16 protein-coding genes are annotated in these 18,313 nt (G+C 72.9%); 10 read left to right on the forward strand and 6 right to left on the reverse strand.

The window, feature by feature from the left end; all coding sequences use genetic code 11:
• Positions 1 to 19: 19 nt before the first annotated feature.
• Together msrA and GA0074694_RS12545 are read right to left on the reverse strand one after the other, a co-directional pair.
• A complete protein-coding gene (gene msrA, locus GA0074694_RS12540) occupies positions 20 to 679 on the reverse strand; it encodes a peptide-methionine (S)-S-oxide reductase MsrA (protein ID WP_091457353.1) in 660 nt (219 codons plus the stop codon).
• Between the two features lie 123 nt (positions 680 to 802).
• The gene (locus GA0074694_RS12545; RefSeq protein WP_091457356.1) at positions 803 to 2,260 is read right to left on the reverse strand and encodes a transposase; all 1,458 of its coding nucleotides are present in this window, start codon (positions 2,258 to 2,260) and stop codon (positions 803 to 805) included.
• A 370-nt stretch (positions 2,261 to 2,630) separates the two neighbouring features.
• Between GA0074694_RS12545 and GA0074694_RS12550 the strand changes: the two genes are divergently transcribed.
• Complete coding sequence (locus GA0074694_RS12550; RefSeq protein ID WP_091457360.1) at positions 2,631 to 3,206, forward strand: GNAT family N-acetyltransferase; 576 nt, start codon at positions 2,631 to 2,633, stop codon at positions 3,204 to 3,206.
• On the opposite strand, the gene GA0074694_RS12555 is transcribed toward GA0074694_RS12550, so the two are convergent.
• Positions 3,155 to 3,586 carry an HIT family protein gene (locus GA0074694_RS12555; protein ID WP_091457364.1) on the reverse strand — a complete coding sequence of 144 codons (432 nt, stop codon included), beginning with the start codon at positions 3,584 to 3,586 and terminating at the stop codon, positions 3,155 to 3,157. The two genes, GA0074694_RS12550 and GA0074694_RS12555, sit on opposite strands and share 52 nt — an antisense overlap.
• A 91-nt stretch (positions 3,587 to 3,677) precedes the next feature.
• On the opposite strand from GA0074694_RS12555, the gene GA0074694_RS12560 reads away from it, so the two are divergent.
• The 3 genes from GA0074694_RS12560 (at position 3,678) to ilvA (ending at position 7,551) form a co-directional block, all read left to right on the forward strand.
• The gene (locus GA0074694_RS12560) at positions 3,678 to 4,820 is read left to right on the forward strand and encodes a cystathionine gamma-synthase (protein WP_091457367.1); all 1,143 of its coding nucleotides are present in this window, start codon (positions 3,678 to 3,680) and stop codon (positions 4,818 to 4,820) included.
• Positions 4,821 to 4,836: 16 nt separating this feature from the next.
• Entirely contained in the window at positions 4,837 to 6,246 is a 1,410-nt protein-coding gene (locus tag GA0074694_RS12565; RefSeq protein ID WP_091457371.1) for an amidase, read from the forward strand.
• 84 nt (positions 6,247 to 6,330) lie between these two features.
• Positions 6,331 to 7,551 (forward strand): threonine ammonia-lyase, encoded by a 1,221-nt coding sequence (gene ilvA, locus GA0074694_RS12570; RefSeq protein ID WP_091457374.1) that lies wholly within the window; start codon positions 6,331 to 6,333, stop codon positions 7,549 to 7,551.
• A 111-nt stretch (positions 7,552 to 7,662) separates the two neighbouring features.
• On the opposite strand, the gene greA is transcribed toward ilvA, so the two are convergent.
• Together greA and GA0074694_RS12580 are read right to left on the reverse strand one after the other, a co-directional pair.
• Positions 7,663 to 8,163 carry a transcription elongation factor GreA gene (greA, locus tag GA0074694_RS12575; RefSeq protein WP_091457378.1) on the reverse strand — a complete coding sequence of 167 codons (501 nt, stop codon included), beginning with the start codon at positions 8,161 to 8,163 and terminating at the stop codon, positions 7,663 to 7,665.
• Between the two features lie 130 nt (positions 8,164 to 8,293).
• Positions 8,294 to 8,728 (reverse strand): DUF4307 domain-containing protein, encoded by a 435-nt coding sequence (locus GA0074694_RS12580; protein WP_091457383.1) that lies wholly within the window; start codon positions 8,726 to 8,728, stop codon positions 8,294 to 8,296.
• A 205-nt stretch (positions 8,729 to 8,933) separates the two neighbouring features.
• Between GA0074694_RS12580 and mca the strand changes: the two genes are divergently transcribed.
• The 3 genes from mca to GA0074694_RS12595 all read left to right on the forward strand — a co-directional run bounded on the left by mca (position 8,934) and on the right by GA0074694_RS12595 (position 12,867).
• Positions 8,934 to 9,815 (forward strand): mycothiol conjugate amidase Mca, encoded by an 882-nt coding sequence (gene mca, locus GA0074694_RS12585; protein WP_091457387.1) that lies wholly within the window; start codon positions 8,934 to 8,936, stop codon positions 9,813 to 9,815.
• 48 nt (positions 9,816 to 9,863) lie between these two features.
• Complete coding sequence (locus GA0074694_RS12590) at positions 9,864 to 10,106, forward strand: hypothetical protein (protein ID WP_091457391.1); 243 nt, start codon at positions 9,864 to 9,866, stop codon at positions 10,104 to 10,106.
• Positions 10,107 to 10,335: 229 nt separating this feature from the next.
• Positions 10,336 to 12,867, forward strand: a complete 2,532-nt coding sequence (locus tag GA0074694_RS12595) for a putative bifunctional diguanylate cyclase/phosphodiesterase (RefSeq protein ID WP_091457394.1) — start codon at positions 10,336 to 10,338, stop codon at positions 12,865 to 12,867.
• Between the two features lie 84 nt (positions 12,868 to 12,951).
• Here the strand turns inward: GA0074694_RS12595 and GA0074694_RS12600 are convergent, their stop codons facing one another.
• Positions 12,952 to 13,983 (reverse strand): phosphatidylinositol-specific phospholipase C domain-containing protein, encoded by a 1,032-nt coding sequence (locus GA0074694_RS12600; RefSeq protein ID WP_091457398.1) that lies wholly within the window; start codon positions 13,981 to 13,983, stop codon positions 12,952 to 12,954.
• A gap of 323 nt (positions 13,984 to 14,306) precedes the next feature.
• Here GA0074694_RS12600 and GA0074694_RS12605 point away from each other — a divergent pair, with 323 nt between their 5' ends.
• The 3 genes from GA0074694_RS12605 to purE all read left to right on the forward strand — a co-directional run bounded on the left by GA0074694_RS12605 (position 14,307) and on the right by purE (position 18,236).
• Positions 14,307 to 16,358 (forward strand): thioredoxin domain-containing protein, encoded by a 2,052-nt coding sequence (locus GA0074694_RS12605; RefSeq protein ID WP_091457401.1) that lies wholly within the window; start codon positions 14,307 to 14,309, stop codon positions 16,356 to 16,358.
• Positions 16,359 to 16,530: 172 nt separating this feature from the next.
• A complete protein-coding gene (locus tag GA0074694_RS12610) occupies positions 16,531 to 17,691 on the forward strand; it encodes a 5-(carboxyamino)imidazole ribonucleotide synthase (RefSeq protein WP_091457405.1) in 1,161 nt (386 codons plus the stop codon).
• Between the two features lie 53 nt (positions 17,692 to 17,744).
• Positions 17,745 to 18,236 carry a 5-(carboxyamino)imidazole ribonucleotide mutase gene (purE, locus tag GA0074694_RS12615; RefSeq protein WP_091459057.1) on the forward strand — a complete coding sequence of 164 codons (492 nt, stop codon included), beginning with the start codon at positions 17,745 to 17,747 and terminating at the stop codon, positions 18,234 to 18,236.
• Positions 18,237 to 18,313: the final 77 nt, after the last annotated feature.

The raw sequence follows: 18,313 nt of genomic DNA on the forward strand, positions 1-18,313 counted from the left end.
GCCCGGTGATCTGTAGCGCCTAGGCGATCTTGGCCACGCCAATCGGACAAGTCATGCCATTAGGGCCATGATTGCAATAACCACTCGGGTTTTTCGTCGGGGCGAGGTACTGCTGGTGGTAGTCCTCGGCGAAGAAGTAGTCGCCGAGCTGGTCGATCTCCGTGGTGATCTCTCCCCGGCCGGCGCGGGCCACGATCGGGGCGAACGCGTCCCGGGATGCCTTCGCGGTGGCGGCCTGTTCGTCGCTGGTGGTGTAGATGGTCGACCGGTACTGGGTGCCGACGTCGTTGCCCTGGCGCATGCCCTGGGTCGGGTCGTGGTTCTCCCAGAAGACCTTGAGCAGGTCCTCGTACGCGATCGTCGTGGGGTCGTAGACCACCTGGACCACCTCGGCGTGGCCGGTACGACCGGAGCAGACCTCCTCGTACGTCGGGTTGGGGGTGTAGCCGCCCGCGTACCCGACGGAGGTGGTGATCACGCCGGGAAGGCCCCAGAACAGGCGCTCCGCGCCCCAGAAGCAGCCCATCCCGAAGACCGCCACCTGCGCGCCCTCGGGGAACGGGCCCTTCAGCGGGGTGCCGAGCACCTCGTGCCGGTCGCTGACCGGCATCGCCAGGGGCCGGCCGGGCAGGGCCTGGTCGGGCGTGATCATTTCGGCCTTCATGCGGCGCAGGAACACGATGACTCCTCTCGTATCCGTCTATCCTGCAACGCCGGCGGGTCCCACGTCCTTACCCGTTCAGCCGCCGGTCAGGCGATCACGGGCGGTCCGGGCGACGAACCGTCGGCACCCGCTGATTCCCTATCGAGGATCGGTTGTCAAGACGGCGGGTTGCTTGACGGTCCGTGACGGTGTCGCGGAGGATTCGGGTGGGGAAGGTCGCCTCGTTCGTACGCTTCGGGCGTCTTTTCGGTCATGTCCCGTGAGGACTTGGTGAGGGGCCTTCCCCGCCCTGCGCTTGTTGCTGCGCCGCCTGCGGCGGATCTCCTCGGTCACGGTCCACTGCTGCGCGATGATCTGTTTCGCCTGCTGTGGGGTGACCGGGGTGCCGTCGATGTCGCAGATGACATACGGCATGCGGCGGCGCATCACGGTCCAGAGCCGTTCGGCGAGCCGGGCCGCGACCACACAGCTGGCCTTGAGGTGTTCGGCACCGCGTTCGACCATCTGCTGGTGGTAGACGCGCGCGAGCTGCGGGTCCTGCTTGCGGGCCCAGTCCGCGGCCCGGATCAGAGTGGCCCGGGCCAGCCGGGAGCCGGCCTTGGACATCGGCTGGCCCTTGCGGTCGGTGTCACCGGTCTCTGACGCGCGCGGCGCCAGCCCCAAGTAGGACTTGAAGTGCGCCGCGGTGGGGAACCGGGCGGCGTCACCGATGACCGCGGTCATCGCCGGTCCGCCGACCTCGGCCAGGCCGGGCAGGCTACGGGCCAGTTGCATCGGGTCGACCCACCGGTAGCAGGTCTCCCGCTCGGCCGCGTGCGCGGCCAGCTCGGTGGCGATGGCGCGTAGTAGCCGGACCTCGGTGGCGATCTCGGCGGCCAGGTCGGTGAACGCGACCGCCGGGTGATCACCGTAGAGGTCGACCGCCGCTTGGGCGGCGGCCAGCCACTGCTCGGCGCGTGCCGCTCCTTGGTGGTTGTGGGAGGCCTTGACGATCAGCGCGGTCAGCCGGGCCCGGCCCAGCCGCAGCAGGGCACGCGGGTCGGCGTAGCGTTCCAGCACCGCCAGATCGGCCTTGCCCAGATCACCGGTCAGCGGGGTGCACGGCATGACCTGCCGGACCAGATCCTTGATCCGCACCTTGTGCTCGGATGCGGCCATGGTCAGCCGGTCACACGCGCGCACCCGCCGGTCCAACGCCGCCGCGGCCGCGCCCGGCAGTTCGAGGGGCCGTAGCCCGTCCGGGTCGATCAACGGCAGGCGGGCCAGGGTATCCGCGTCGATGCCGTTGGACTTCGCATGCCGCGACAGGAACCGGCGCAGATCCGCCGCCTTCGCACTCGACACCCGGAACACCAGATGCCCCCGAGCGGTGAAGAACACCGCGATCGGCAGCCACGCCGGCCCGGTCGGCTCGATCACCACCTCCAACCGCGTCCCCGTCGCAGCGCCGGCCAACGCCGCGGACTCGATCGCGGTCAGGCTCTCCACCGTCGGCTCGCACCGCCGCCGGCACACCTCCCGTCCGGCCTCGTCACGCACCCGTACCGTGTGCGCCGACGCGATCCCCAAATCGATACCGACCAACCTGCGCTGCACTCACCGCCTCCCAGGCACATAGACCATCTACCTGCTCCGGCGATCCGCGCAGGTCAACACCGCACGACAGCCACGGTCCCAAGGAGGCAGAGCCCTCCGACGACGGCTCCCACTCATGTGCTGCAACCGGGCCCGGCCTCGCAGGGCCGGCCCACTTCCCTCATCCGGGGCATCCGTGGCCAGACCAGCGGTGGCAATCAGCGGTACGAGGCTCTCCCTCAGACCCCAACTCGTCGCCACCCACCGGACCAACCGGGATGCTCATGCAATCCCAGGACCACCGGGCTGATCAAGCACCGGAGTTCCTTACATGACCCCGGCGGGAAAAACCACTGCCCCGACCAGCCGGTCGCTGCCACCATCTCTGCTGATGCAGATCAGGGAGATGGAGCCGGGCACGGACGAGGCGGTGGCGCGGGCGCTGCTGCGGGTGCAGCGGGCCGCGTACGCGGTGGAGGCGGCGCTGATCGGCGACGACCGCATCCCCACCCTGAGGGAGACCCTCGACCAGCTGCGCGCCGCGCCCCTGCGCTGGCTCGCCGCCGTCGCCGATGACGCGGCGACCGAAGACGAGGCGACCGACCACGTGGCAACCGGTCACACGGCGGCCGATGACGCGGGGGCGGGTGGGTCCGGTGGAGGTCGCCTGGTCGGCGCGGTGGCCTGGACGGAGGACGCGACGACGGTCGACATCGACCGGCTCGTGGTCGACCCGGCCGCCCACCGGCGCGGCGTCGGCCGGATGCTGGTCGGTGAGGTGCTGACCCGGGCCGGCGGCCGCACCGTGGTCGTCGCCACCGGCCGGGCGAACCGGCCGGCACGGGCGCTCTACGAGTCGTCCGGCTTCGTGGTGCTCGGTGACGCCGAACCCGTCCCCGGCCTCTGGATCACCCGCTACACCCGCCCAGGGCCGGAGGAGAGAGCCGCCGCGACGCGGTCGGCGTAGGACTGCGCCTCGGCATCGTCGGCGTAACGGGTCCGGGGCCAGAAGAAGCCGCGCAGCCCGTCGCCCTTCGTCCGGGGCACCACGTGGGTGTGCAGGTGCGGCACCGACTGGGAGACCTTGTTGTTCATCGCCACGAAGGTGCCGCCCGCGTCCAGCCCGGCCTCGACCGCCACGGCGAGCCGGCGGACCAGCCCGAAGTAGCCGGCGATGGACTCCGGCGGCAGGTCGGCCAGGGTCACCAGGTGGGTCCGGGGCGCCACCAGCACGTGCCCCCGGAACACCGGCCGGGTGTCCAGGAACGCCACCCCGTCCGCCTCGTCGGTGACCCGGAACGCCGGTACCGTACCCGCCACGATGCCGCAGAACACGCACCCGCTCATCCGGGCAGGCTAATGCCGCACGTGGCCGCCGGGCCGGGTCGCGCGGCGCACTTCACGGATCGCGCACCGGCCGGGCACTAGCCTGTCGGGAATGAACCACGGTTTCGAGACGCTCGCGATCCACGCCGGCCAGGACCCGGAGGCCCGCACCGGCGCGGTGATCCCACCGATCTATCAGACCAGCACCTACGCCCAGGACGCCGTCGGTGCGCCCCGGCTGGGTTACGAGTACAGCCGGTCCGGCAACCCGACCCGCGACGCCCTCCAGGAGTGCCTCGCCGCGCTCGAGGGCGGCCCGGTCGGCCTCGCCTTCGCCAGCGGCCTGGCCGCCGAGGACACCGTGCTGCGGACCGTCTGCAGGCCGGGTGACCACGTGGTCATCCCGGACGACGCGTACGGCGGCACGTACCGGCTCTTCGCGAAGGTCGCCGAGCGCTGGGGGCTGGCGTACACCCCGGCGAAGGTCTCCGACCCGGACGCCGTACGGGCGGCGATCCGCCCCGGCAGCACGAAGATCGTCTGGGTGGAGACGCCGACCAACCCGCTGCTCGGCATCGCCGACATCGCCGCGCTGGCCGGGGTCGCGCACGACGCGGGGGCGCTGCTGGTGGTCGACAACACCTTCGCCTCGCCGTACCTCCAGCAGCCCATCGCACACGGCGCGGACGTGGTGGTGCACTCCACCACCAAGTACGTCGGCGGCCACTCCGACGTGGTCGGTGGCGCCCTGGTCGCGGCCGACCGGGAGCTGGGCGAGCAGCTGCGCTACCACCAGAACGCGATGGGTGCGGTCAACGGCCCGTTCGACGCCTGGCTCACCCTGCGCGGCGTCAAGACCCTCGGCGTTCGGATGGACCGGCACTGCGACAACGCCGAGCGGATCGCCACCTACCTGGACGGGCACGCGAAGGTGGCCGAGGTGATCTACCCCGGCCTGCCGTCGCACCCCGGCCACGAGGTGGCCGCCAAGCAGATGCGCCGGTTCGGCGGCATGATCTCCTTCCGGGCCACCGGTGGCGAGGAGCACGCGGTCGAAATCTGCAACCGCTCCCGGCTCTTCGTCCTCGCCGAGTCCCTCGGCGGGGTGGAATCCCTGATCGAGCACCCGGGCCGGATGACACACGCAAGTGCCGCCGGCTCGCCGCTTGAAGTTCCCGGCGATCTCGTGCGACTGTCTGTCGGCATCGAGACGGTCGACGACCTGCTCGCCGATCTGGAGCAGGCGCTGGGCTGACCGCTGGCTGGGGAGGGTGGCCGTGCAGGACATCATGCCGACCTGGGTCGGGGCGACCGCGAAGCAGATCGCCCGGGGCGTACGCCGGGGTGACGTCTCGGCGACCCAGGTGGTCGCCGACCACCTCGACCACATCGCCCGGGCCGACGCCGACCTCGCCGCGTTCCGCACGGTACGCGGCGGGGAGGCGATCACCGAGGCGGAGAAGGTCGACGAGCAGGAGGACCTGGCGAACCTGCCACTGGCCGGGGTGCCGGTCGCGGTCAAGGAGAACACGCCGGTCGCCGGCCTGCCCACCTGGCGGGGCTCGGCCGCCGTGCGTACCCCGGTCGCGGAGAGCGACCACGAGGTGGTCCGCCGGCTGCGCGGCGCGGGCGCGGTCATCCTCGGCGTCACCCGGATGCCGGAACTCGGGTTGTGGGCGGTGACCGACGACGAGACGGCCGTCACCCGCAACCCGTGGGACCCGGGCCGGACGCCGGGTGGCTCGTCCGGCGGTGCCGCCGCGGCGGTGGCCGCCGGACTGGTGCCGATCGCGCACGCCAACGACGGTCTCGGCTCGATCCGCATCCCGGCGGCCTGCTGCGGCCTGGTCGGGCTCAAGCCCGGCCGGGGTGTGGTGCCCTGGCAGCTCGGTGCGGAGGACTGGTTCGGCCTCGCCGAGCACGGCATGCTGACCACCACGGTCGCCGACGCGGCGGTGGGCTTCCAGGTGCTCGCCGGCCGTCCCCAGGAGAAGCTGGTGCCCCCGCAGCGGCTGCGGGTGGGTGTCTCGCTGCGCTCGCCGGTGCGCGGTATCGCCGCCGACCACCCCAACCGGGACGCGGTGGCCGCCGCCGGCCGGCTGCTCGCCGCCGCCGGCCACGACACCGTGCCGGCCGACCCGGTGTACCCGACCGCGCTCGGGCTCAAGGGCGTCGCGACCTGGCTCGCCGCCGCCGCCGTCGACGTCCGGGCCGGTGGCCTGGAACGCCGGCACCTCCAGCGGCGCAGCCGGCGGCACGTCGCCCTGGGGGAGTGGGCGCAGCGCCGCGGCTACGTCCGCCAGGCCGACCGGGACGCCTGGCGCGAACGGTCGATCGGCTTCTTCGCCGACCACTCGGTCGACCTGCTGCTCACCCCCGCGCTGGCCAGCGCGCCGCCGGCAGCGCAGACCTGGTCGGGCCGGTCCTGGCGGTCGAACATGAGCACCAGCATCCGGTACGCTCCGTACGCCGCGCCGTGGAACATCGCCGGCCTGCCGGCGCTGGTGGTGCCGGTCGGGCGGCGTCCCGACGGCCTGCCGGTGGCGGTGCAGCTGGTCGGCCCGCCCGGCTCCGAGCTGCTGCTGCTCGGTGTGGCCGGGCAGTTCGAGATGCAGGCGCCCTGGGCGCGGCACGCCCCCGGGTACCCGCGCGTCGGAACGGGATCGCCGGCCGCCGCGTGACCGTCCAGGGCGGGCCGGCCCCGACAACTGGCCCGGGCCGTCGTGCCCGATGCCGTCACCAGGAGCAGGTGGCACCATCAGGGCATGACGGAGCTGGTCGGCCTCGCCGACGTCCAGGCAGCGCGGGAACTGCTGGCCGGGGTCACCCGGGCCACCCCGATGGAGCCCTCCCGCCCGCTCACCGCCGCGCTGGGCGGGCCCATCTGGCTCAAGTGCGAGCACCTGCAACGCGCCGGGTCGTACAAGGTGCGGGGCGCGTACGTGCGGATCGCCCGGCTCAGCGCGGCGGAGCGGGCCCGGGGCGTGGTCGCCGCCAGCGCCGGCAACCACGCGCAGGGCGTGGCGCTCGCCGCCGGCCTGCTCGGCGCCACCGCCACCGTCTTCATGCCGGTGAACGCGCCGCTGCCCAAGGTGGCGGCGACCAAGGGGTACGGCGCGCAGGTGCAGCTCGTCGGCGCGACCGTGGACGAGTCCCTGGTGGCGGCGCAGACCTTCGCCGAGCGGACCGGGGCGGTGTTCATCCACCCCTTCGACCACCCGGACGTGATCGCCGGGCAGGGCACCGTGGCGCTGGAGATCCTGGAGCAGTGCCCGGAGGTGCGGACCATCGTGACCGGCGTGGGCGGGGGTGGCCTGGTCTCCGGGATCGCCGTGGTGGTCCGGGCGCTCCGCCCCGACGTACGGGTGGTCGGGGTGCAGGCGGCCGGGGCGGCGGCGTTCCCGCCCTCGCTGGCGGCCGGGGAGCCGGTGCGCCTGTCGGCCTTCAGCACCATCGCCGACGGCATCGCGGTCGGGCGTCCCGGTGACCTCACCTTCACCCACGTGCACAAGCTCGTCGACGAGGTGGTCACGGTAAGCGACGAGGACATCTCCCGGGCGCTGCTGATGCTGCTGGAACGGAACAAGCAGGTGGTGGAGCCGGCCGGCGCGGTCGGGGTGGCGGCACTGCTCGCCGGTGCGGTCGAGGTGGGCGCGCCGACGGTGGCGGTGCTCTCCGGTGGGAACATCGACCCGCTGCTGATGCTGCGGGTGATCGAGCGCGGCCTCGCCGCAGCCGGTCGCTTCCTGCGGATCACCGTCCGGTGCGTGGACCGACCCGGACAGCTCGCCTCCCTGCTGACCCAGATCGCCGAGCACCGCGCCAACGTGGTGGACGTGGTGCACCAGCGGGTCCACCCGCACCTGCGACTCGGCGAGGTGGAGGTGGCGCTCTCGGTGGAGACCCGGGGCGCCGACCACTCCGACACGCTGATCAGCGCCCTGCGGGCCAACGGCTACCAGGTCTTCGCCGCCCCGGAGGCGTGAGGCCGGGCGAACGCGGCGTGCGCCGCCTCGGGGCGGGCGTGGAAACCGTCGGGGCGTGCGGCCCGCGTGGGCCGCACGCCCCGGTGGACGGCGTGGGGAAGGGTGGGCCGGTCAGCCAGTGAACGGCTCGAACGACACGACGGTCACCTTGATGTCCGCGCCGCTGGGCGCGGTGTAGGTGACGGCCTGCCCGGAGCGCGCGCCCAGGATGGCCCTCCCGAGGGCCGACTCCGGGCTGTAGACGGTCAGCTCCGTGGTGGACGCGATCTCCCGCGAGCCGAGCAGGAAGGTCTCGCTGTCGTCGGCGTCGTCGTCGAAGTAGATCGTCACGACCATGCCGGGCGTCACCACGTCGGCGCTGGGTGCCTCACCGACCTGGGCGGTGCGCAGGAACTCCTGGAGGTAGCGGATGCGCCCCTCCTGCTTGCCCTGCTCCTCGCGGGCGGCGTGGTAGCCACCGTTCTCCCGCAGGTCGCCCTCCTCGCGCCGGGCGTTGATCTCGGCAGCCATCGCCGGGCGGTTGGCGATCAGCTCGTCGAGTTCGGCCTTCAGGCGGTCGTACGCGTCCTGGGACAGCCAGGTGGCGGGCGCCTCGTTGCCAGTGGTGGACACAGGCGTTCTCCTTGGTTGTGCGGGCTGGCTGACAGGTGAACTACCAAGTTACCAGTGCCGCACCCGGCTCCGGGCCGGCGAATACCGCCGGTGACCGCCCGGTGCCGCTGCGTGGAAGCGTTTCCGCAGCTCAGGACGATGGTCGGCAGCGCACGACCTCGCCGATGAAGGGGCGGGCTGACGTGGTCAGCCGGTGCCGGGTGGTGATGCTCCGCTCGTCGCCCGGGGCGGTCACCGTCACCTGTTCGCGGGCCACCTCCGCGCCGTCGACGTCGCGGGCCCGCAGCAGGCAGACCGCCGACCCGCCGGGCGGCACGGTGACCCGGAACGCCACCACCACCTGCGTGTCGGTGATGTCGGTGTAGGTGATCACCTGGACGTCGTAGGTCGGGTCGCCGTACTGCTGGTAGAGGCGGAACGCGACCAGTCCGGAGACGGCGAGCGCGACCGCCAGCAGCACCGCGGTCAGCCACGGGCGACGCGGGCCGGGATTCCGGCGCCGACCGTACCGGCCGGGCGGGAATACCGGCGCACCCGGTGTAGTTGTGGCGTGCGTCTCGGTCACCGGTGGGCATCTCCTGGCGTCGTCGTCACAGGCTTCGGGAAGAATGGGCCTGGTCCATCCTCTCAGCCCGTCCACGCTGCGATGTTGGCAGGTCAGTGCCCATGCTGACAGGTCGGCAGCCGGTCACCGGGGCTGGTGGAGATATCGGCAGCTCACCCGCCCGGCCCGTGGGGTCCGGTGCCGGGCACAGACGAGGAGTGCGGCTTTGGCAGAGCAACTGCGTCTCATGGCCGTCCACGCCCATCCCGACGACGAGTCGAGCAAGGGCGCCGCGACCACGGCCAAGTACGTCGCCGAGGGGGTGGACGTGCTGATCGTGACGTGTACCGGAGGGGAACGCGGAAGCGTGTTGAACCCCAAGCTGGACCGGCCGGAGGTCTGGGCCAACATCGGCGAGGTCCGGCGGGCCGAGATGGACGCGGCGCGGGCCATCCTCGGTGTCGAGCAGGCCTGGCTGGGCTTCGTGGACTCGGGGCTGCCCGAGGGCGATCCGCTGCCGCCGTTGCCCCAGGGGTGCTTCGCCCTCCAGGACGTCGAGGTGGCGGCCGGCGCGCTGGTCCGGCTGATGCGCGAGTTCAAGCCGCACGTGGTGACCACGTACGACGAGGACGGCGGGTACCCGCACCCGGACCACATCATGTGCCACAAGATCAGCGTCGCGGCCTTCGAGGCGGCCGGTGACCCGGAGCGCTACCCGGACCTCGGCGACCCCTGGCAGCCGCTGAAGCTCTACTACGACATGGGCTTCTCCAAGAGCAAGGTCACCGCCCTGCACGAGGCGATGGTCGAGGCCGGTCTGGAGTCCCCGTACGCGCAGTGGCTGGAGCGCTGGGAGGACCGGGAGGACAAGGGCCCCCGGGTCACCACCCGGGTCGAGTGCGCGGACTACTTCCCGGTCCGCGACGACGCGCTGCGCGCCCACGCCACCCAGGTCGACCCGGACGGCTTCTGGTTCCACGTCCCGATGGACCTGCAACGCCGCGCCTGGCCGACCGAGGACTTCATCCTGGCCCGTTCCCTGGTCGACAGCGCGCTGCCCGAGTCGGACCTCTTCGCCGGGGTTCGGGAGAGGGCCCATGCCTGCTGACCGCTCGTGGGGCTACCCTGGTCGTAGTCCGCAGACCGGAGGAGATTCATGCTGACCGCCGCGCAGGTGCTCGCCCAGAACAACTTCGGGGACACCCGTACCGGTGGTCTCGCCGGCCCGATGGGCCTGTTCCTCATCCTGATCCTCGGCGCCGCCACCGTGCTGCTGATCCGCAACATGAACGCCCGCCTGCGGCGTCTGCCGGACAGGTTCCCGGACCAGGCAGCGTCGACGGAGGTCGCGAAGAGCGAGGCAGTCGTTGATCCGACAGAACGGTCCACGTCACAGTAGAAACCCGACGAACGCCCAGTGCGGGTGCCAGCAGCACCGCAAGGCGTTCTTGCGGGCATGATCCGGGTCAAACGGGGGCGTCGCCCTCTGTTGCGGTCCCCCGGTTTGGCTTAGCCTTCCGCCGGGGGACCATCGGCCCCCGAGCCGTGCGCGGGAGGGGGGCGCCAGTGACCAGGACAGCACCGGCTGCCCGCCGACGGGCCGGAGAGCGGCCGGACGGAGCGGCGCCGTGATCCCCGATCCGGACCGCCGGGCACCGGACCGGCTCGGCCTCCGGGACGCCCCGACCCGGGTCCGCCTGCTCATCGGTGTGCTCCTGCTGGTCGCGCTGACCGCCGCCGTGGCCGGGTTCGCCGTCCCCGCCCGGCTCTCCCCGGACGACTCGCTGCCCCCGCTGGCCCGGCTCGGTATCGCCGTCGCGGTGTTCGGCACCGCCCAGCTGGCCCGGATCCGGTTCCGGGCCGTCGCCGGGATGGTCAGCATCACCTGGGGCGAGGCCGCCCTGATCGTCTCCCTGTACCTGGCCCCGGCCGGCTGGCTCCCGGCGGCCGCGCTGGTCGGCACGACGGTCACCTGGGGTCTGCTGTCGCTGCTGACCGACCGGCGTTCCATCGTGGACCTCGTCCGGATAGTGGCCACCGTCAGCGCCGCCACCGCCACCGCCGTGGTGGTCACCACCGCCCTCGGGCAGCCCTTCCTCGCCCCGCCCACCCCGAGCCTCGCCCTCGCCCTGCTCGCCGGTGCCGCCACGTACCTGCTGGCCAGCGCCGCGCTCGGCGGCCTCGCCCTCGCCCTGCGGCACGACACCACCGTCGCCCCGCCGCTGCTCGCGGCGCTTCGCGGCAAGCTGCTGATGTTCGTCGGCAACGTCGTGATCGGACTGCTGGTCATCGCGCTGATCCGCCTCGACCCGCGCTGGCTGCTGCTCCTGCCGCCACCGTGCTGGCTGCTTCAGCAGACCTACCGACACCGGCTGCGCGCCGAGGACGAACGCCGCACGTGGCGGACGCTCGCCGAGACCACCGGGACGCTCAACCAGCTCGACGAGCGGGGCGTGGCCACGGCTGCGGTCACCGGCGGACTCACCCTCTTCCGGGCCGAACTGGTCGACGTGCACGTGGCCAGGGACGACGGCCGGTGGCGACGGTACCGGGGGGACGTCGGCGGCCGGGTGACCGAGCGGGACGCTGCCGCGCCGGAACCCACGTCGGCCACCTGGCACGAGCTGGCCCGTACCCTCGCCGTCGGCGCGACCCGCGTCGGTGAGCTGCGGATCCGCCTCGCCGGTTCGACCGGACCGACCGACTCCGAACAGGACGCCTTCACCGCCTTCGGCGACGCGCTGGCAGCCGCGCTGCACGACGCGGCGACCCACCGGGAGTTGCGTCGGATCACCGCGCGGTCGTCGTACGACGCCGTGCACGATCCGCTCACCGGACTGGTCAACCGGGCCGCCCTGCTCTCCCGGGGCGACGAGGCGTTGCGGCAGCTCGAGCACGGCCACCCGGTGGCGTTGCTGCTGCTGGACGTCAACCACTTCAAGGAGGTCAACGACACGCTCGGCCACGGTGCCGGCGACCACCTGCTCCAACTGACCGCGAACCGGCTGGGTTCCCTGATCCGCCCCGGTGACCTGCTCGGTCGGCTCGGCGGCGACGAGTTCGCGCTGCTGACGACCGCCCTACCGGTGGTGGACCACGGCAGCGCCCCGATGACGTACGCGCTGCGCCGGGCCCGGGAGATCGTGGAGCGGCTCGCCGCGCCGGCCGAGGTGGCCGGGGTGCGGATGTCGACCGAGGTGTCGGTCGGGGTGGTGGTGGCCGGCGCCGGCACCGCCGACCTGGCCGAGCTGCTGCGCCGGGCCGACATCGCCATGTACCAGGCGAAGAAGGGCGGCGGAAGCGTCGCCCCGTACGACAGCTCCCGGGACGACGCCAGCACCGACCAGTTGACCCTGCTGGCCGAACTGCGCGAGGCGCTGGCCGTCGACGACCAGCTCCACCTCGCCCTGCAACCGGCGGTCGACCTGGCCACCGGCGCGCCGACCGGAGTGGAGGCGCTGGTCCGCTGGCTGCACCCGCGCCGGGGTCTGCTCACCCCCGCCGACTTCATCGGCCCGGTCGAGCACAGTGAACAGCTCGGTGCCTTCACCCGGTACGTGTTGGACAAGGCGCTGGCCATCGCCGCCGACTGGGCCCGGGACGGGTTGGACGTGCCGATCTCGGTGAACCTCTCCGCGCGTAGCCTGCTCGATCCCCGCCTGCCCGCCGAGATCGCCGAGGCGCTGCGCCGGCACGACGTGCCACCGCGCCGGCTCGTCCTGGAGATCACCGAGACGGTGGTGATGAGCGAGCTGGAGGTGATCGACGAGGTGCTCGCCGCGCTGCGCGGGATGGGCGTGCAGATCGCCGTGGACGACTTCGGCACCGGTTTCTCGTCGCTGACCTTTCTGACCCGGGTACCGGTCGACGAGCTGAAGGTCGACCGCTCCTTCGTGATCCGGATGGCCGACTCACCGGAGGCGGCGGCGATCGTCCGGACCACCGTCGGGCTCGCCCACGAGCTGGGGCTGCGGGTGGTCGCCGAGGGGGTGGAGACCGCGGAGCAGCGGCTCGCCCTGGCCGAGCTGGGTTGCACCGCAGCCCAGGGCTACCACTTCTTCAAGCCGATGCCCGCCGACAAGATCTCCACGGTGCTCGGCTCGCTGCTGGACCAGGCCACCGCGAACGTCTTCCCGCTCCGCGCCGACGGGGCCTCCTGAGAGGTTTCCCCGCGTCTCGTCGTCGCGCCAGCAGGTGCGGCTGCGGCGTGCCCCACCGCTGACGCGATGACGAACCGCTCCGGTTCAGCCCCGGTCGAGGACGTCGTCGACGACTTCGGGAATGGCGGCCCAGTCGGCGGAGGCGACGCTGGCGTGCCGCGCGGCCAGCTCGGCCACTCGGGCGCGGGCGGCGACCGGGTCGGTGTCGCCCACAGCGGGCGGGACGTTCTGCGCGTCGGTCATCACCAGCAGGTAGTGGTTGTTGTCGTACCAGGAGGTGTCGATCCCGCCGGTGCCGTACGCGGCGGCGTCCCCGTCGAAGATCACGAACCAGGGGCGCAGGGTGGCGTCGGCGTACCGGACGCGGGGGTCGCCGGCCTGGGCCTTGTGCACGGCCGGGAACGCCTGGGCACTGGCCAGGGTGCCGGCGGCGGCCAGCGCGTTGAGGTGGCGGGCGTATTCGACGTCGGTCCACAGGCTGTCGGTCGGGTTGCCCTGCTCGACCGTGCCGGGGATCAGGTGGACGATCACCCGGCCGGCGAGCTGCTGCCGGGTCGGCCAGGCGTCGGCTCGGGCGGCGGCGTCCAGCGAGGCGTGTCCGCCGCGCAGCTCGGCGGGGCGGTAGACCCGGCTGCCCAGCCGGGCGGCGAGCACCGCGTCGAGCTGCACCGGCCCCTGCCCGGTACGGCTGCTGAACCCGGTCTTCAGTTCCAGTTTGAGGTGCAGCGGGCCGGTGTCCGGGTGGGCGGCCAGCCAGAGCTGGATGTTGTCCAGGCAGTGTTCGAGGTTCTTGTTCCGGGTGCCGGTGTAGAGCTGGTCGGCGCTGGTCGCGGCGACGCAGTTGTTGTCGTTGCCGAGCGGGTTGGAGTGGCTGACCCGCCACTGCCGGGTGATGATGTCCGGCCAGACGTCCAGCTCGATCATGCCAGGCCGGGCGTCGAGCGCCTGGGCGAGGTAGGGGTACGTGTCCCGCTCGTACGCGTTGTGGGTGTCGACCGTGGTGGCGGCCGAGACCCGGGTGGTCGGGTCGACCGCCTGGGCGGGGGAGCCGGTGACGAGCAGCGTCGCGACCAGGGCGACGGGCGTGAGCACCGACCGGGGGCGGGATCCGCGCATGCGTGCCTCCTGGGGGAGACCGGCGACAGTCGCCGGGCATGCACTGATGAAAGTCGATGAATGCGTCCCAGGGGAAGCCCCCGGACCACCCCGACCCGCTGCGAGCCGCCCCCGGCACCACCCCGGCCGTTCCGCGCCCACTCCGAGCCGCCCTGTTCCAACCGGTCCGACCCGCTCTCTCGGCCCACTCCGGGGTGCGGGATGTCGGGGCGTCAGCCGTCGAGCTACGCCCACGTGCCGAAAATCCGGGGTCGCCGTCCCAGGTGGGGCGTTCCTCCGAGGACGGGGACGTCGGGATGCCGGTCGCTGGTTATGGTCGTGCGGTGAACCGACTCGCCGAAGCCACCAGTCCGTACCTCCTGCAGCACGCCGGCAACCCGGTCGACTGGTGGCCCTGGTGCGACGAGGCGTTCGCCGAGGCGAAACGGCGCGACGTGCCGGTGCTCGTCTCGGTCGGCTACTCGGCCTGCCACTGGTGCCACGTCATGGCCCACGAGTCCTTCGAGGACGAGACCGTCGGCCGCCTGCTCAACGAGAGCTTCGTGGCGATCAAGGTGGACCGCGAGGAGCGCCCGGACGTGGACGCGGTGTACATGACCGCCACCCAGGCGATGACCGGGCAGGGCGGTTGGCCGATGACCGTCTTCACCACCCCGGACGGCACCCCGTTCTTCTGCGGCACCTACTTCCCGCGGCCCAACTTCCTCCGGCTGCTCGAATCGGTCGGCACCGCCTGGCGGGAGCAGCGCGACGCCGTACTCCGGCAGGGGGCCGCGGTGGTCGAGGCGATCGGCGGCGCCCAGGCCGTCGGCGGCCCCACCACCCCGCTCACCGCCGACCTGCTCGACGCCGCCGCCGACCAGCTCGCCCAGGAGTACGACGCCACGAACGGCGGCTTCGGCGGCGCGCCGAAGTTCCCGCCGCACATGAACCTGCTCTTCCTGCTCCGGCACCACCAGCGCACCGGCTCCCGGCAATCGCTGGAGATCGTCCGGCACACCTGTGAGGCGATGGCCCGGGGCGGCCTCCACGACCAGCTCGCCGGCGGATTCGCCCGGTACTCGGTGGACGGGCACTGGACCGTGCCGCACTTCGAGAAGATGCTCTACGACAACGCCCTGCTGCTGCGGGCGTACACCCAGCTCTGGCGACTCACCGGCGACCCGCTGGCCGCCCGGGTGGCCCGGGACGTCGCCCGGTTCCTCGCCGACGAACTGCACCGCCCCGGTGAGGGCTTCGCCTCCGCCCTCGACGCGGACACCGACGGCGTCGAGGGACTCACCTACGTCTGGACCCCGGCCCAGCTCGTCGAGGTGCTCGGCGAGGACGACGGTCGCTTCGCCGCCGACCTGTTCGGGGTCACCGAGTCCGGCACCTTCGAACACGGGACGAGCGTGCTGAGGCTGGCCCGGGACGTCGACGACGCCGACCCGGCGGTGCGCGCCCGCTGGCAGGACGTCGCCCGCCGGCTGCTCGCCGCCCGGGACACCCGACCCCAGCCCACCCGCGACGACAAGGTGGTGGCCGCCTGGAACGGCCTCGCGATCACCGCGATCGCGGAGTTCGTCCGCCTGGTCGAGACCCGGGGCGCCAGCGGTGCGGACGGGGAGGACAACCTGCTGGAGGGCGTGACCATCGTCGCCGACGGCGCGATGCGGGACGCGGCCGAGCACCTCGCCGGCGTACACCTCGTCGACGGCCGGCTGCGCCGGGTCTCCCGCGACGGTGTGGTCGGCCAACCGGCCGGTGTGCTGGAGGACTACGGCTGTGTGGCCGAGGCGTTCTGCGCGATGCACCAGCTCACCGGCGAAGGGCGGTGGCTGGAGCTGGCGGGGCAGCTGCTGGACACCGCGCTGGCCCGGTTCGCCGCGCCCGGTGGCGGCTTCTACGACACCGCTGACGACGCCGAGCGCCTGGTCACCAGGCCCGCCGACCCGACCGACAACGCCACCCCCTCCGGCCGGTCGGCGATCGTCGCCGCGCTGGTCGACTACGCCGCGCTGACCGGCGAGACCCGCTACCGGGAGGCGGCCGAGGCCGCGCTGGCGACCGTCGCCCCGCTGGTCGGCCGGCACGCCCGGTTCACCGGGTACGCGGCAGGCGTCGGCGAGGCGCTGCTCTCCGGGCCGTACGAGATCGCCGTGGTCACCGACGACCCGGCCGGTGACCCGCTGGTCGCCGCCGCGTACCGGCACGCCCCGCCCGGGGCGGTGGTCGTCGCCGGCCGACCGGACCAACCCGGGGTGCCGCTGCTCGCCGACCGGCCGATGCTCGACGGCCGTGCCACCGCCTACGTCTGCCGGGGCTTCGTCTGCCAACGCCCGGTGAGCACCGTCGACGACCTCGTGACCCAACTCACCCGACCGGCCCGGTAGCCCGCCCGCGCACCAGTGCCGCACCCGGCATGAGGTCGTGCTGCCCCGCACCCGGTCGAGGTGGTAGGAGGGGCCCCCTGTTACCGCTTTTTGTGTAGGAGGGGACCCCTGCAAACCCCGACCGGCGGCGACTGCCGGCACCTCGGACCGCCCGGATAGGCTGGGTGCCGCTATGGACTCCCGTACCGGTCTCCCCGTTGTCGGCATGGTGGGCGGTGGCCAGCTGGCCCGGATGACCCACCAGGCCGCGATCGCCCTCGGCCAGTCACTGCGCGTGCTCGCCCTCGCCCCCGACGACGGCGCGGCCCTGGTCGCCGCCGACGTGCAGTACGGCGATCACACCGACCTGGCGGCGCTGCGCACCTTCGCCAAGGGCTGCGACGTGGTCACCTTCGACCACGAGCACGTGCCCACCGGGCACATCCGCGCCCTGGCCGACGAGGGGGTGACGCTCTACCCGCCGGCCGACGCGCTGGTCCACGCCCAGGACAAGCAGGTCATGCGGGAGAAGCTCACCGCGCGGGGCGCCCCGGTCCCGGCCTGGCGACCGGTCACCATCCCGGACGACCTGGTCGAATTCGGCACCGGCACCGGCTGGCCGGTGGTCCTCAAGGCGGCCCGCGGCGGGTACGACGGCCGGGGCGTCTGGCTGGTCGACGACGCCGGGCACGCCGCCGAGCTGGCCGGCACCCTGCTCGCCGCCGGCACCCCGCTGATCGTCGAGGAGCGCGTACGGCTGCGCCGCGAGCTGGCCGTGCAGGTGGCCCGCTCGCCGTTCGGGCAGGTGGCCGTCTATCCGGTGGTGGAGACGGTGCAACGCGACGGCATCTGCGTCGAGGTGCTGGCCCCCGCGCCCGACCTGCCGGAGGAGCTGGCGATCGCCGCGGGCCAGCTCGCCATCGACCTGGCCACCGCGCTCGGCGTGGTCGGTCTTCTCGCCGTGGAACTCTTCGAGACCCCGACCGGGCTGGTGGTCAACGAGCTGGCGATGCGGCCGCACAACTCCGGGCACTGGACCATCGAGGGCGCCCGGACCTCGCAGTTCGAGCAGCACCTGCGGGCGGTCCTCGACTACCCGATGGGGGACACCTCGCTCACCGCGCCGGTCGTGGTGATGGCGAACGTGCTCGGCGGCGAGCCCGGTGGCATGGGGATCGACGAGCGGCTGCACCACCTCCTCGCCGCCGATCCGGGCGCGAAGGTGCACCTCTACGGCAAGCAGGTCCGACCGGGCCGGAAGATCGGGCACGTAACGGTACTCGGTGACGACCTCGACGACGTACGGGCGAGGGCCGCGCGGGCCGCCCGTTGGTTGCGCGAGGGCCACCAGTGACCGCGCGGGGCGAGTTCGTCGGCCCCGCTCCCGCGAACGAAGGGAAGGCCAACGTGAGCACCGTCGGGCTGATCATGGGCAGCGACTCGGACTGGCCGACCATGCGGGCCGCCGCCGAGGCGCTCGACGAGTTCGGCGTGGCGCACGAGGTGGGCGTGGTCTCCGCGCACCGGACCCCGGTCAAGATGATCGATTACGCCCGCTCCGCCGTCGACCGAGGGCTGAAGGTGATCATCGCCGGGGCCGGTGGTGCCGCCCACCTGCCGGGCATGGTCGCCTCCGCCACCCCGCTGCCGGTGATCGGCGTGCCGGTGCCGTTGAAGCACCTGGACGGGATGGACTCTCTGCTCTCCATCGTGCAGATGCCGGCCGGCGTGCCGGTGGCCACCGTGTCCATCGGCGGTGCGCGCAACGCCGGCCTGCTCGCCGTGCGTATCCTCGCCGCCGCCGATCCGGTCCTGCGGGAGCGGATGACGGCGTACCAGGCCGGGCTGGAGCAGTTGGTCGCCGAGAAGGAAGCCGCGCTCCGCGCCTCGCTGGGCTGAGCACACCCCGGTCACGGTGCCCACCGGACCTCGTCTGCTCTTCGACACGTGGTTGCAGGGGTCCCCTGCTCCGCAAT

This window comes from Micromonospora inyonensis, assembly GCF_900091415.1.
Classification (GTDB): Bacteria; Actinomycetota; Actinomycetes; order Mycobacteriales; family Micromonosporaceae; genus Micromonospora; species Micromonospora inyonensis.